This is a genomic window from Stenotrophomonas sp. STEN029, assembly GCF_056760015.1.
The window spans coordinates 56,271-70,350 of the sequence record NZ_JBRREC010000010.1 but is presented as its reverse complement, the minus strand read 5'-3'; the positions used below and the strand labels follow the sequence as shown (position 1 = coordinate 70,350).

General features: G+C 65.6%; 13 protein-coding genes. 4 read left to right on the top strand and 9 right to left on the bottom strand.

What is annotated here, in order from left to right; genetic code table 11:
- Positions 1–122 precede the first annotated feature (122 nt).
- The 4 genes from ACVOLI_RS03965 to ACVOLI_RS03950 all read right to left on the bottom strand — a co-directional run bounded on the left by ACVOLI_RS03965 (position 123) and on the right by ACVOLI_RS03950 (position 5,873).
- Positions 123–1,187 carry a GGDEF domain-containing protein gene (locus ACVOLI_RS03965; protein WP_481533611.1) on the bottom strand — a complete coding sequence of 355 codons (1,065 nt, stop codon included), beginning with the start codon at positions 1,185–1,187 and terminating at the stop codon, positions 123–125.
- Between the two features lie 80 nt (positions 1,188–1,267).
- A complete protein-coding gene (locus tag ACVOLI_RS03960; RefSeq protein ID WP_282266718.1) occupies positions 1,268–1,990 on the bottom strand; it encodes a pseudouridine synthase in 723 nt (240 codons plus the stop codon).
- A 54-nt stretch (positions 1,991–2,044) separates the two neighbouring features.
- The gene (locus tag ACVOLI_RS03955; protein WP_481533610.1) at positions 2,045–3,670 is read right to left on the bottom strand and encodes a sensor domain-containing diguanylate cyclase; all 1,626 of its coding nucleotides are present in this window, start codon (positions 3,668–3,670) and stop codon (positions 2,045–2,047) included.
- Between the two features lie 241 nt (positions 3,671–3,911).
- Positions 3,912–5,873: a DEAD/DEAH box helicase gene (locus ACVOLI_RS03950; protein ID WP_481533609.1), complete on the bottom strand. Its 1,962-nt coding sequence runs from the start codon at positions 5,871–5,873 to the stop codon at positions 3,912–3,914.
- Between the two features lie 195 nt (positions 5,874–6,068).
- Between ACVOLI_RS03950 and ACVOLI_RS03945 the strand changes: the two genes are divergently transcribed.
- Positions 6,069–6,326: an RNA-binding S4 domain-containing protein gene (locus tag ACVOLI_RS03945; RefSeq protein ID WP_296251787.1), complete on the top strand. Its 258-nt coding sequence runs from the start codon at positions 6,069–6,071 to the stop codon at positions 6,324–6,326.
- A 234-nt stretch (positions 6,327–6,560) separates the two neighbouring features.
- Here the strand turns inward: ACVOLI_RS03945 and ubiM are convergent, their stop codons facing one another.
- From ubiM to ACVOLI_RS03930, 3 genes are all read right to left on the bottom strand, one after another.
- A complete protein-coding gene (gene ubiM / locus ACVOLI_RS03940; RefSeq protein WP_481533613.1) occupies positions 6,561–7,739 on the bottom strand; it encodes a 5-demethoxyubiquinol-8 5-hydroxylase UbiM in 1,179 nt (392 codons plus the stop codon).
- A 145-nt stretch (positions 7,740–7,884) separates the two neighbouring features.
- Positions 7,885–8,445, bottom strand: coding sequence for a DUF4019 domain-containing protein (locus ACVOLI_RS03935; protein ID WP_481533608.1), 561 nt, complete (start codon positions 8,443–8,445; stop codon positions 7,885–7,887).
- A gap of 79 nt (positions 8,446–8,524) precedes the next feature.
- Positions 8,525–9,682, bottom strand: coding sequence for a COG3904 family protein (locus ACVOLI_RS03930; protein ID WP_481533607.1), 1,158 nt, complete (start codon positions 9,680–9,682; stop codon positions 8,525–8,527).
- A 165-nt stretch (positions 9,683–9,847) separates the two neighbouring features.
- Here ACVOLI_RS03930 and ACVOLI_RS03925 point away from each other — a divergent pair, with 165 nt between their 5' ends.
- From ACVOLI_RS03925 to ACVOLI_RS03915, 3 genes are all read left to right on the top strand, one after another.
- A complete protein-coding gene (locus ACVOLI_RS03925; RefSeq protein ID WP_481533606.1) occupies positions 9,848–11,338 on the top strand; it encodes a DNA-3-methyladenine glycosylase 2 family protein in 1,491 nt (496 codons plus the stop codon).
- On the top strand, positions 11,335–11,847 hold the full coding sequence (locus ACVOLI_RS03920) for a methylated-DNA--[protein]-cysteine S-methyltransferase (RefSeq protein ID WP_481533605.1): 513 nt from the start codon (positions 11,335–11,337) through the stop codon (positions 11,845–11,847). The genes ACVOLI_RS03925 and ACVOLI_RS03920 overlap by 4 nt, the downstream gene beginning before the upstream one ends.
- A gap of 106 nt (positions 11,848–11,953) precedes the next feature.
- The gene (locus ACVOLI_RS03915; protein WP_481533604.1) at positions 11,954–13,204 is read left to right on the top strand and encodes an alkaline phosphatase family protein; all 1,251 of its coding nucleotides are present in this window, start codon (positions 11,954–11,956) and stop codon (positions 13,202–13,204) included.
- Positions 13,205–13,299: 95 nt separating this feature from the next.
- Here ACVOLI_RS03915 and ACVOLI_RS03910 read toward each other — a convergent pair whose 3' ends face one another.
- On the bottom strand, positions 13,300–13,479 hold the full coding sequence (locus ACVOLI_RS03910; RefSeq protein ID WP_296251805.1) for a 30S ribosomal protein THX: 180 nt from the start codon (positions 13,477–13,479) through the stop codon (positions 13,300–13,302).
- Between the two features lie 105 nt (positions 13,480–13,584).
- On the bottom strand, positions 13,585–14,001 hold the full coding sequence (locus tag ACVOLI_RS03905; protein WP_282266698.1) for a MerC domain-containing protein: 417 nt from the start codon (positions 13,999–14,001) through the stop codon (positions 13,585–13,587).
- Positions 14,002–14,080: the final 79 nt, after the last annotated feature.

Below are 14,080 nucleotides of genomic sequence, written 5' to 3'. Positions count from 1 at the left end.
GGGCTCGCCTCAGACACCTACCGAGCGCTTGGGCCAAGGACGTCGTATCGACGGAATATGTTGGCCGCGCGGCCATTTGATTCCCGGGTGCGCTGCGCTTACCCGGGCTACGGCAACTCGGCTCAGCCCGCCACAACCACCCGATCGCGGCCCTCGGCCTTGGCCTGATAGAGCGCGGCATCGGCACGGCGCAGGGTTTCGCCTGGGGCGTCACCTGCGCGGTGCACGGCAAGGCCGATACTCACCGAGATCGGCGGGCCAATCGGCAGCATGCCCACCGACTCACGCAGGTATTCGCATTGCAGCTCGGCTTGTTGCAGCGGTGTATCCGGCATCAGGATGACGAACTCCTCGCCACCATAACGCGCGGCCATGCCGCGCGCGGCAAACTGTGACTTCAGCACGCTGGACAGCTCGACCAGCACCCGATCACCTTCGGTATGGCCATGGATGTCATTGACCAGCTTGAAGTGGTCGATATCAACGATGGCCACCACCGGCGCAACCTCACCTGCACGTCCGATCGCTTCCGTCAGCGCAGCGGACAGCGCGCGGCGATTGGGCAGCCCCGTCAGCGGGTCCGTACGGGTCTGCTCGGACAGCTCCACATTGAGCTGCTCCAGCTGCTGGTAGTACTCAAGCAGGTGCGCCTCGTACCAATCGTGCTCGGCCTGGTGATGATCGATCTCGATCCGCAGCAGGCGCATTTCCATCATCCGGCTGACCTGCCGCGACAGCGCGCGCAATGCCTCGGCCTGTGGGGTGCCCAGCTGCGCCGGCACCGAATCGAACACGCACAGCGAGCCCAGTGCATAGCCATCGCTGCTGAGCAGCGGCGCGCCGGCGTAGAAGCGGATATGTGGATCACCCAACACCGAGGGGTTGCCACTGAAACGCTGATCCTGGCGCGCATCGGCCACCACGGTCAGTTCCTGCGGCCTGAGGATGGTGTGGGCGCAGAACGCCTCGTCGCGCGGGGTCTGTTCACCGTCCAGGCCCTGCAGGGCCTTGAACCATTGCCGGTCGCGATCAATCAGGGTCACCGCGCCCATCGGCGTACCGCAGATGGTGCGGGCGATGGTCACCAGGTCATCGAACTCCTGCTCCCGTGCGGTGTCCAGCACCCGGTAACGCTGCAGCGCGGCAATACGTTCGGCTTCATGGGCAGGCAATGCGGGCTTGATCATGCACGGGTCCAAAGCGGCAGGATGGAGGCGCAGCAGAGTCTAGCGGCTCACCGCGCAAGGCGCGGTGAGCGTGTCACATTTCACCACTGCTGCTGTTGCGGCAGCAGCCCGCGCAGTTCCTGCTCGCTCAGGTTGCGCCATTGACCGGGCTTGAGCGCACCGATCTTCACGTTGTCGATGCGCACACGGCGCAGCTGGGTGACGCGATAACCGAACTCGGCCGCCATCAGACGGATCTGCCGGTTCAAGCCCTGCTCCAGGATGATGCGGAAACCATACTTGGCAATGCGGCTGGTGCGGCAGGGCAAGGTCATCTCGTTGTGGATGCGCACGCCACGCGCCATGCCGCGCAGGAATTCATCGGTGACTGGCTTGTTGACCGCCACCAGATACTCCTTCTGGTGGCCGTTCTCGGCACGCAGGATCTGGTTGACGATGTCGCCGTTGCTGGTCATCAGGATCAGTCCTTCCGAATCCTTGTCCAGGCGACCGATCGGGAAGATACGCTGCTCGTGGCCGACAAACTCGACGATGTTGTCCTTGACCGCGCTCTCGGTGGTGCAGGTGATGCCTACCGGCTTGTTCAGCACGATGTAGACATGGCGGCGGCCGGTGCTCTTCTGCACCGCACGGGCGCGCAGCGGCTGGCCGTCCACCTTGACCTCGTCGCCCTCGCCCACGACCGCGCCGGTGCCGGCGACGATGCCATTGACGGTGACGCGACGGGCGGACAGCAGGCGATCGGCCTCACGGCGCGAGCAGAAGCCGGTTTCGGCAATGTGCTTGTTGATTCGAATTGTCATCGGCGAATTATCCGCCATCGCCCGCGGCCGGAACAGCGCGGCCGGATTGCCTGTTCAGGGCACTTCCCGGATATCGCGCGCATCCACCACCTGGTCCCGGCCGCTGCGCTTGGCCTGGTACATGGCATTGTCGGCCCGCCGCAGCAGCCCGGCGACGTCATTGTCGCGGTACTGCAGCTCGGCAAGACCAATACTGGCGGTGACCACCAGGCCTTCATGCTTGAGCCCGCGCGCCTGTACGGTGAGTTTTTCGCGCAGCTGCTCCAGCCGCGGACGCGCCGCGTCAGCGCCGATTCCCGGTAGCAGGATCAGGAATTCCTCGCCGCCCATGCGGATCACGTCGCTGCGGCTGCGCACACCGGTCAACAAGGTATTGGCCACCGATATCAGCACCTGGTCGCCACCATCGTGGCCATAGTTGTCGTTGATCTGCTTGAACAGATCGATGTCCAGGAAGCCAATCGAAAGCGGCAGCCCGCCAGCCTTGGCCTCACGCAGATAGTGGTCGAGCTGGCGCAGGCCAGCGCGGCGATTTGGCAGGCCGGTCAAGGTGTCGGTATCGGCAAGCTCGCGCATCTCATCGCGTTGCTGGCGCAGCTGGCTGAGGCTGCGATTGAGGGAGTAAGCCGCCATCATCAGGAACCAGGTAACCGAGACCTGGATCGCCTCGACCCGGAATTCCACCAGCAGGCGGTTGTCCATCAGGTCGGCCAGCGCCATCACCAACAGCGGGATCGCCGCCACCAGCCCATCCAGCGCCTGGAAGTTACGCCGCCGCAACGCAACGATGGCAATGCCTACCGAGGTCATGCAGATCAACGTGAAAAAATCGTCCAGCGCCACCGCGATCCACGCCAACAACGGCCAAGGCATGAACGGCGCAGCCAGCGCGACCAGCGCCAGCACGACCATCAGCCCCAGCATCCACGGCCGCGAGCCGCGCAGCACACGACGGCCACCGCACATCCGCCACAGCACCCAGCCCATCACCGCATAGCTGAGTGCGGATACCGAAACCATCCATACCGGCGCGTGACCATCCACCGGCAGCCATGGCTCGGGATAGCCACTGAGCCCACTCAACACCGCCTGCCACACCACCAACAGCCCGCAGACCAGGGTATAGATCAGGAAATCACGCCCGCGTGTGGTGGCAAACCCCATCAATGCAGACAGGGCCAAGGCCAGCGCAATCGCCACGCAGGCGGTGCGCACCACCAGCCGCAAGGTGTCCTGCTGCTGCAACGGACTGGGTGCGCCAAGGTGCACAGTGGGAATCCAGCGCGGCTTCAGCGGCGACTCCCAGGCCACCCGGATCGGCTCCACCGTGCCCTGCTTGGGTACCACCACCAGGCCGACGCCAGCACGGAAACGTGAGTCGCGGGTGCGGGCATCCTGCATATCGCCGCAGACCTGACGGTCGCCATGGAAAATCATCACCTCGCCGGCAAACACATTGAATACGCCAACGCCTTGCGGCGCACCCGACCAACCGCCTTCGGGCGCGGCAATTTCAATGGCAGGGCGCATCCGCGCCAAGGCTTCGGCACTGCAGGCACGCAAAGGCGCCTGCTCAGCCGTTGCGGCACCGGCAATCAGGAAGTCACGGTCCACCTGCAGCGGCTGGGCCGCGCCCAGCAACGGCCACAATGCAAAGAACGTCGACAGCAGCAGAAGCACGGCCCATCTACATCCGACCCTGCCAGCACCTGCCCCTCCCCCTACTGCCATGAGCTTCCCTCTCGCGTTCCCCGACGCGGATAAGCAGCATTATCGCAATAACCCGCCGCGAGCAGTACGTGAAGACGGTCGCGGCTTGAACTTGTCGTCCCATCCGGTCCTGGCAGGCCGACAAACGGTCAGAAACAGACAACCCCGGCATTGCCGGGGTTGTCTGGTCACGCGCGTTGGACGGGCCGGATCAGTAGTTGCGCGGGCCGCGCGGCTTGAAGCCACCCGGACGCGAACCACCAGGACCGCCCGGACGCGGGCCGCGCGGACCCGACGGACGACCGCCCGGCTTGCCGTCACCCTTGTCGAAGCGCGACTTGAACGACGGCGCAGCAGCGCCGTGGTCCTCACCCGCCTCGACCTTGCGCATCTGCAACTGCTGGCCCGACACCCACACCTTCTTCAGGTGCTGCAGCACGTCGGTCGGCATGTCAGCCGGCAGGTCCAACACCGAGTGACCGTCGTGGATATCGATGCGGCCGATGAAACGGCTTTCCAGGCCGGCTTCGTTGGCGATCGCGCCAACGATATTGGCCGGCTTCACACCATGGGTGTGACCGACTTCAATGCGGTAGGTCTCCATGCCGAACTCCGGCGCGCTGCGCGGCGGCATTTCGCGACGCGGACGCGATTCGAAATCACCTTCGCCACGCGGCGGGCGCGGTGCGCGTTCGCCATCATCATGACGCGGCGCACGCTCGAAACGCGGCTCGAAGCGGGCCGGGCGATCACCACGATCACCGCGCTCGTCACGGCGATGGAAGCCGCCGTCACGCGCCGGACGCTCGCTGCGCTCGAACGACTGCTCGCGGCGCTCACGCACCGGCGGGGTCAGCAGGAACGGCGAATCACCCTGCAACAGCTTGGCCAGCGCAGCAGCGATATCGATGGCAGGCACGTTGTGCTCGCCTTCGTAGCGCTGCAGCAGGTCGCGGTAGAAATCCATGTCGCCGGCAGCCAGGGCCTGGCTGATGCGGTCCATGAACTTGGTCACGCGGTGATCGTTGACTGCGTCCACGCTCGGCAGCTGCATTTCTTCGATCGGCTGGCGGGTAGCACGCTCGATCTGGCGCAGCATGCCCTTCTCGCGCGGGGTGACGAACAGGATCGCCTCACCGCTGCGGCCGGCACGGCCGGTACGACCGATACGGTGCACGTAGCTTTCGGTGTCGTACGGGATGTCGTAGTTCAGTACGTGGCTGATGCGCTCCACGTCCAGACCACGGGCGGCCACGTCGGTGGCAACCAGGATGTCGAGCTTGCCGTCCTTCAGCATGGCGATGGTGCGCTCACGCTGGGCCTGCTGCATGTCGCCATTGATGGCGGCAGCGGCCAGGCCACGCGCCTGCAACTTGGTGGCAAGCTCCTCGGTACCCGCCTTGGTACGCGCGAAGATGATCATCGCGTCGAAGGGTTCGACTTCCAGGATGCGGGTCAACGCATCCAGCTTGTGCATGCCAGCCACCCACCAGTAACGCTGGCGGATGTTGGCCGAGGTGGTGGTCTTGGAAGCGATGGTCACTTCCACCGGCTCACGCAGGTAGGTCTGCGCGATGCGGCGGATCTGCTGCGGCATGGTGGCCGAGAACAGTGCGACCTGACGGGTTTCCGGCAGCTTCTTGAGCACGGCTTCAACGTCGTCGATGAAGCCCATGCGCAGCATTTCGTCGGCTTCGTCGAGCACCAGCGTCTTCAGCTCGGACAGGTCCAGGGTGCCGCGATCGAGGTGGTCGATCACGCGGCCCGGGGTGCCGACCACGACGTGCACGCCGCGGCGCAGGGCCGACAGCTGCTGACCGTAGGGCTGGCCGCCGTACACCGGCAGCACGCGGAAGCCCGGCATCGACGCCGAATAGGTCTGGAACGCCTCGGCGACCTGGATGGCCAGTTCGCGGGTCGGGGCCAGCACCAGCACCTGCGGCTTGGTGGCGGAAAGATTGATGTTGGACAGCACCGGCAGCGCGAAGGCGCCGGTCTTGCCGGTGCCGGTCTGCGCCTGGCCGAGCACGTCGCGGCCTTCCAGCATTGCCGGAATGGTGGCAGCCTGGATCGGCGACGGGGTCTCGTAACCGACTTCGGCCACTGCCTTCATCACAGGCTCGGATAGGCCGAGATCTGCAAACAGCAGCGGCGCGGGGGTATCTTGGGACATGGTAACTCCGGGGGCACCGCCGCGAACGGGCGGGCGAAAAGACGCTTATTGTGCGCTCTAAACAGCTCAGCTGTCGCGCATGGCTAGATTTGCGTTCAGCTTACGAACACAACCGGCCGCCGCGTGGCCCCTGTTGGAGCACCCGCACGGGTCGCCGATGGCGCACAATAGCACTCGTTTTTATCCGTGAACACCATGCAGACCATCGAATTTGAACTTGACCGCGATTACGTGGAACTGAAGCAGCTGCTGAAACTGGCCGATCTGGTCACCAGCGGCGGCGAGGCAAAAATGATCATTGCCGACGGCCAGGTCACCGTGGATGGCGTGGTGGAGCTGCGCAAAGCCTGCAAAATCCGCGGCGGCCAGCAGGTGGCGCTGGGCGATGTCCTGATCAACGTCCTCGCCGATCCGGACCCGAACCGCGCCGAAGAAGACGACGAAGACGAGTGATGTAGTGCCGAGCCATGCTCGGCAGGGGCCGTCCCAGCGCCACATCAGCGCTGCAGGAGTGCCTGTAGTGCCGAGCCATGCTCGGCAGGGGCTTTCCCCGCAACCGTCGGCGCCGCAGCGTTTGTAGGAACGGTGTAAGCCGCGAAGCTCACACCCGATCCGGCATCGCACCCTCGCCTGCCACCCGTACCGGCTTCGCGGCTTACGCCGCTCCTACAAACCCGCGAGCCCTTGCTACGCGCGCGCCTGGGTCAGATGCCCGGCAATCAACTTCCTGAACGGGACCACCCCCTGCGCGGCCCGCAATGCCGCGCCGCGCAGCAGGCGTGCCGGCAGCCGGCTGTCGTTGTAGAGCCCGGCAATGGCATTGGTGGCTTCGTACAGCGGCCGCGTCGCCAGCCGGTGGCCGCGCTGGTAACTGGCCAGCAGCCCGTCCGCACCGATATCGCCACCGCCACGCACCGCCTCCAGCAACAGCCGCGCCAGTCGTTGCTGGCTGTGCAGGCCAAAATTGAAGCCGTGCGCGGTGACCGGATGCATACCGACCGCCGCATCGCCGATCAGGGCGTAGCGCTTGCCGACGAAACGGTGCGCATACACCCCCACCAGCGGATAGGCATGGCGCGTCCCCACCGGAGTCATGGCCCCCAGGCGATGTTCGAAGAAGCCGCTGACGGTGCGGCCGAAGTCAGCTTCATCGAGCGCCAGCAACTGCTGCAGCTGCTGTGGCGGCATGGTGATCACCGCCGAGGCCTGGTTGCCCGGCAAGGGCAGCATCGCCAAGGTCCGCTCGTAGCCGAACCACTCCCAGGCGGCGTGCTCATGCGGTCGCTCGCACTGCATCCGGCAGACCAGCATGGACTTGCCGAAGTCACGCATCTGAGCACCGATACCCATCATCCGCCGGGTCGCCGAGAAGCGGCTGTCAGCGGCGACCACCAGTCGCGCGCGCAGCTGACTGCCGTCACTCAAGCTGACCGTGCTGTACGCCTCGCCGGCATCGATTGCAGTGACCGAGCGCCCATCCAGCAGCTCCAGCCCCGCCTGGCCCTGCACCGCCTCCCAGGCCGCACGCCGGATCAGGTGATTGGGAATCAGCCAGCCCAGCTCATCCACGCCCTCGCCCTGCGCGGCGAAACCCAGCGCGAACGGCGAGCTGCCATTCATCACTTTGGCACTGCGCAACGGCGAGATCTCGGCCGGATCGATGCGCTGCCACAGGCCCATGCTGCGCATGATCTGCCGCGAGGCGTGGGTCAGCGCGATTTCACGGCCGTCGAAGCTCGGCTCGGCCAGCGCAGCCTGCGGTTGTTGCTCGACCAGCGCCAAAGACAGGCCGCTGCCTGCCAGGCTGCGGGCCAGACTCAAGCCGGCCGGGCCGGCTCCCACCACCACCACATCCACCTTGCGCATGTCCCACTCCGTTATGCCTACCGCAGGCAGGGTAAGCAGGCCGGTGTAAGGATTCATTGATCCAGATCAGGCATGCGGCAATCAGCACGCAAACACATCGGGCGCGCTGCGGCGCCCGTGTGCTTTGCCTTGCCGGTAGTGGCGCTTAGTTGGCCGAGGCCGCGCGCACGCTATAGCCGGAGGTGCGCCACACCTTGTCTTCATCCAGGCGGAACGAGACCAGCTCGCGCACCGGCTGGGCATTGTTGGCAAAGCGGGTCGGGAAGCTGACGTTCAAGTAGATCCCTTCCGGCACCGAGGCGCCGGCCGGGTATTGCACGCGGGTGATCGATGGCTTGCCACGCGATACCAGCGCGCCCAGCTTGGCGCGGTCGGCATTGACGTTGTTGGCGAACACATCGCGGGTCACCGCCTTGCGCGCCACCGCCGAGGCACCGTCCCATACGGTGGCCGCCTGCTGGCCATCCACCAGTTGCGCCACCCGCTGCGCGGCGGCGGTCATCTCCGCATCCTGCTTGGCCACCTGCGCCTGCTGCGCAGCACTGAGCGCTGGCGCCGGCCGTGCGGCGGCTGATACCGGTGCGGGCGCGGGGGCGGCAGGGGCAGCAGCCCGCGCCGGCGCTGGGGCCGCAGCGGGTGTCTGCGCGAAAACGCCTGCAGCCGGTACGGCCAGGGACAGCACCATCAACAAACAACTGGGTCGCATAGCTCTCTCCATGACGCTTTCAGTTGAACGGAATGCCAATCCAATCACGGTTTACGGGCTTCCGCATCCTTTCATTTGTTCACTTTCGTGTACTGGAAGCACCCACCTGCGCACTGACGGCTGATGCAGCTGCCGCAGCCGGCGCCACCACCGACTCCGCGGCACCGGTCGGGATGGCGGTCGGCATCGGCTCGAGCATGGCGGTATCGATTTCCGACAGCGGACTTTCCTCCGGGCAGACCTCATCCGGGAAGCCGAACTGCTCCTTCAAGGCCTGCCCGCAACGGTTGACCGCCTCCAGATCGGCACCTTCCACCTTGCACTCGCGGTCGAAGGCGATCAGGAAGGAATCCTTGCGGCGCACGAAGTCATCGCCGCACTTGCGCATCTGCTTGATGCGCTCCAGGTCATCCTGCACCGCATTGGTGCCGTCCAGCCCGTACTGCTTGAGCTCTTCGTTGGTCAGCACCCGCAGGCTGCGGTTGGGCACGGTCATCATCAGGTCGGCCACGCCCACCGCCACGCCGTTGCGCTGCAGGTAGTCCTTCACGTTGTCGTAGACCTCGTGCAGCTCCTTGTTCAACTCCGCGCGCGAACTGGCGCTGGAGCTGATCCGCATCATGCGGTGGATGCCAACCTTGCCGGAGATCAAGCGGTTGTCGCCCGCCGCCAGCACGAACACGCAGGCACTGTGACAGACCGAACCTTCGCGCACCCAGATGGTCCAGCCAGACTCGCCGATGCTGTCACCGGCAACGATGGCTGCTTCCACCTGGCCGCCGCTGGAATCCAGATCGAGGATGCGCCGGCTGATCTTCATCGCGTCGGCCACTACCGCCAAGCGCGTCATCATCGCCGCGAACGAAGGATTGATCTTGCCGGCGTAGCGCACCCGCACCAGGCCGCGCTCCTTGCAGGGTTCCAGCGCCGCATCCATGCTGGCGCGGTCAAATGCAGCCAGTTCGGTGCCATCGCCGTTCTCGCCCGCATAGTCGGTGCCACAGCTGACCCAGGCCTTGCCGTTTTCCAGCAGCAGCTCGGGCCAGGGTTTGTCCTTGGCGGGCAACACCGGTGCCGGCGGGGCCGGCGCATCGGCGGCATTGATCGAAACCATGTGGTCGCCATCGGCAGCCAGCGTGGCAGCAGGATCAGCCACGGGCTTTTTCTCGCCGGTCTGCGGATTGCAGGCCAACAGCCCGACGCACAACAACGGCGACCACCAGAACTTGGGCAACATGGAGGGCAATCAGGTCCGCGCGACGGCGCAGCCGCGCCAGGAAGGTGGACAGTCTAGTGCGCAACACCCACCCTGCCGCAACGTCCGATGAATCAACACAGCGTCACACGCATTGATGTCCGAAAATGGCCAGTACCGGCCGCCGGCCGCGCCTAGACTGGGGCCATGCAAAACCTCCTGATGCCCGCCCATGTGCAATGCGAACAAGCCCGCCTGGCGCGTGATGCGCGCTTTGACGGCCTGTTCTTCACCGCCGTGCGCAGCACCGGCATCTATTGCCGGCCGGTGTGCCCGGCTCCACCGCCCAAGCCCGAGAACGTCAGCTACTACCCCAGCGCCGCAGCCGCCAGCGCCGCCGGCTACCGGCCCTGCCTGCGCTGCCGCCCCGAACTGTCACCGGATGACGCCAATCTGCTGCAGGACCAGACCCTGCATCAGGCATTGGCCCTACTCAACGAAGGCATCCTGCAGGAGCAGCCAGCGACCGCGCTGGCCGAAGCGATGGGGATCAGCGCGCGCCAACTGCAACGGCTGTTCGTGGCCAAGCTTGGAGCTACGCCGGCGCAGTTGCACACCACCCGTCGTCTATTGCTGGCCAAACAGCTGCTGACCGAAACCGCGCTGCCGGTAACCCAGGTCGCCCTGGCCGCCGGCTTCAACAGTCTGCGACGCTTCAACAGCGCCTTCCTCGAAGGCTGCGGCATGCCGCCGAGCGCGCTGCGCAAGCAGCATGGCGCGGTGGCCGGTGGCGAGCCCGTATTGCGCCTGGCCTACCGGCCGCCGTTGGACTTCCCGTTGATGCTGGCGTTCCTGCGCCGCCGCTCGCTGCCGGGTATCGAATGCATCGACGAAAGCAGCTACCAACGCGTGGTCGTCGCCAACGGCGTTGCCAGCCTGATCCGGGTCACCGCCGACCCCAAGCGCCCGGAGCTGCGCCTGCAACTGGGCACCACCGATCCACGCGCCATCCCCGCCATCGTCGCCAAGGTGCGCCGCGTCTTTGACCTGGATGCCGACCTGCGCACCGTCCATGCCGCCCTGGGCCAGGAACCCCTGCTCGCGCGCGGCCTGGCCGAGCGGCCGGGGCTGCGCATTCCCGGCGGCTGGGACGGCTTTGAAGTCGCCGCACGCGCCGTCCTCGGCCAGCAGGTCAGCGTCGCCGCCGCCACCACGCTGGCGCGCCGCCTGGTCGATCGCTTCGGCGAGCACCTGCCCGGCATGCCCGAGAGCCTGGACCGGCAGTTCCCGGCACCGGCAACGCTGGTCGACGCGGCGCTGGAGAGCATCGGCCTGCCGCGCACCCGCGCCGCCACCCTGCGCGCAATCGCCCGCGCCTGCGCCGAACAACGGCTGGATTTCAGCCGTGCACAGACGCTGGAAAGCTTCGTGCAGAAGGCCACGGCCCTGTCAGGTATCGGCCCGTGGACCGCCCATTACATGGCACTGCGGGCGATGGGACTTCCCGATGCCTTCCCTGCCGGTGATCTGGTGCTGCAGCAGGTACTGGGCGAAGGCCAACGCCTGAGCGAGCGCGAAACCGAACGTCGCTCCCAGCTGTGGCGGCCATGGCGCGCCTATGCGGTGCTGCATCTGTGGCATCTGGCAGTGCCAACCGAACGAAAGAATTCCAAGGCAGCTACGGAGGCCAGCGCATGAACACCCTCTACTACGATCGTTTCGACAGCCCCATCGGCGCACTGACGGTCGCCGTCGACCAGGTCGGCGTACGCCACATCCTGTTCGCCGAAAACCGCCACGACGCCAAGGGCCGCGAACACTGGCAGCGCGACCCCGATGCGGTCGCCGAGCCACGCCGGCAGTTGCTGCAATACCTGCGCGGTGAACGCCAGGAATTCCAGCTGGAATTGGCGCCGGTGGGCACTGAATTCCAGTTGCAGGTCTGGCACACCCTGGCGCAGATTCCTTTTGGCGCAACCTGGAGCTACCGGCAGCTGGCCGAGCGCATTGGCCGGCCGACCGCGACGCGCGCAGTCGGCGCTGCCAATGGCCGCAATCCATTACCGATCGTACTGCCCTGCCATCGGGTAATCGGCAACAACGGCGCACTGACCGGTTTCGGTGGCGGGCTGCCGACCAAGGCAGCCTTGTTGAAGCTGGAGGGCGTGCCCAGCGAAGGTGGGCGTGTGGCGGACCTGTTTGCCTGAGCGCCCCCCGGATGCGCTTTGCCAACCCGGGCCGCTAGCGCCCCTCCACGGGCAACATGGCTAAGGTTGTATTTGTACGGTCACCGGCCCGGCCTATCATTGCGGCATGACTTTTCTACGCATTCCGGCCACTGCATTGGCCTGCGCACTGCTTGCAGCCTGCGCCACCACGCCTTCCTCGCCCACCATCGCTCCGGAAGCACCGCCCACCGTATTGATGATTTCCATCGACGGCCTGCGCGCGGACAAGCTCAGCGAAGCAGACAGTCCCAACCTGATGCGTCTGGCCCGTGAAGGCGTACGCAGTGTCGGCATGCGCCCGTCCTATCCGGCCCTCACCTTCCCCAACCACTACACCCTGGTCACCGGCCTGCGCCCCGACCACCACGGCTTGGTGCACAACGCGATGAGCGCCGATGCGCTTGGCGAATTCAAGGTCAGTGACCGCACCGCCGTACAGAACGCGGCCTGGTGGGATGGCGGCGAACCGATCTGGGTCAGCGTGCGCAAGGCCGGGTTCAAGAGTGCCACCTGGTCGTGGCCCGGCAGTGAAGCGCCGGTGCGCGGCCTGCATGCCAATCAATGGCGCATATACGACGAGAGCGTGCCGCTGCCCGAGCGCATGAACCAGGTACTGGCCTGGCTGCATGGCGCGCCGGACGCGATCAAACCGCGTTTTGTTGCCACCTACATGGAGCACGTGGACAAGGCCGGGCATGAGCACGGCCCGGATTCGCCCGAGTACAAAGCAGCGTTGCAGCAGGTTGATGCCGCCGTCGGCCAACTGGTCGATGGCATGCGCCGCGACGGCCTGCTCGACCACACCAACGTGATTGTCGTGTCCGATCACGGCATGGCAACGGTCAAGTTCGGCAATGCGGTGGCGATTGAGGACATGGTGCCGGCCGATGTCGCCAAGGTGGTGTCGGTAGGCCAGTCGGTAGGCTTCGCCCCGCTGCCGGGCAAGCAGGCCGAAGCGGAAAAGGCACTGCTCGGCGAACACGCGCATTACCAGTGCTGGAACAAGGCGCAGCTGCCGACGCGCTGGCATTACGGCAGCAACCCACGCGTGCCGGCCATCGTCTGCCAGATGCAGGAGGGCTGGGATGCAGTGACGCGTGACACCATCGCCAAGCGCCCGCCGGGCGATCGCGGTTCGCATGGCTACGACCCTGCACTGCCTTCGATGCAGGCGGTATTCGTCGCGCGGGGCCCGGCCTTCGCGCAGGGCAAACAGCTCACCGCCTTCGACAACGTCGACGTCTATCCGCTGCTTACCCGCCTGATAGGCATCCCGGCCCAGCCCAACGATGGCGACCCGCACGCACTGGACCAGGCGCTGCGCCAATCGAAGTGAGGTAGCCCGGGTAAGCGCAGCGCACCCGGGAACTATCACGAACACAAAAAAAGCGGCGCAATGCGCCGCTTTTCTGTAACCACTGCCTGGCTGGATCAGCCGGCCTTGGCGACGGTCTTCTTGGCAACAGCCTTCTTGGCGGCAGCCTTGGTGACGGTCTTCTTGGCGACCGGCGCAGCAGCGCCCACGGCCACCTTGCTCACGTGCGAGCGCGAATTGCCATAGCTGGCGTTGTAGCGCTTGCCCTTGGCGGTCTTACGGTCACCCTTACCCATGTCGTCAACTCCTTGGTTTGTAATCAGTTACCCCGTGCATGCACGGGTTTGGCGAGGCCACAACAAGCGCCCTCGCGCATGGACAGGAAGCCTACCATGCGCCCCTCAATGTGCGCAGCTGGCGTCGTGTACATGCACGTGGTTCAAGCGCAGGTTGACCACATGTGCCAAGCCCACCAGTACGCCACCCAGGGTCATCACCACCGCATGCGGAACCTGCGAATGATGCAGTTCCGAATGCAACAGGCCCGCCCACAACAACAGCAGCCCGGGCACCAGCAGCAACAAGGCCATCAGCGCGCGGTGGCGCAGATAACCCCAGATCAGGCTGAACAGACCCAGCACGGTAACGAAGACGACGATGGTGAACTCGACGCCGTCACTGAGCCAGAACGACAGCCCCAGCGCCGGCGCCACCGCCAGCAATGCCGGCAACAACGCGCAATGCACTGCACAGATCAGGGATCCGGTCGCGCCAAAGCGATCGAGGAATTTGCGTAGTCCGTTGGGTTGGGTGGGCATGACTTCCAGCAGGGGCGGCAGAACGTTATGGAATAATATAACATTATTGTCCTCCCCGCCCTAGCCGCCTGCGCCAGCC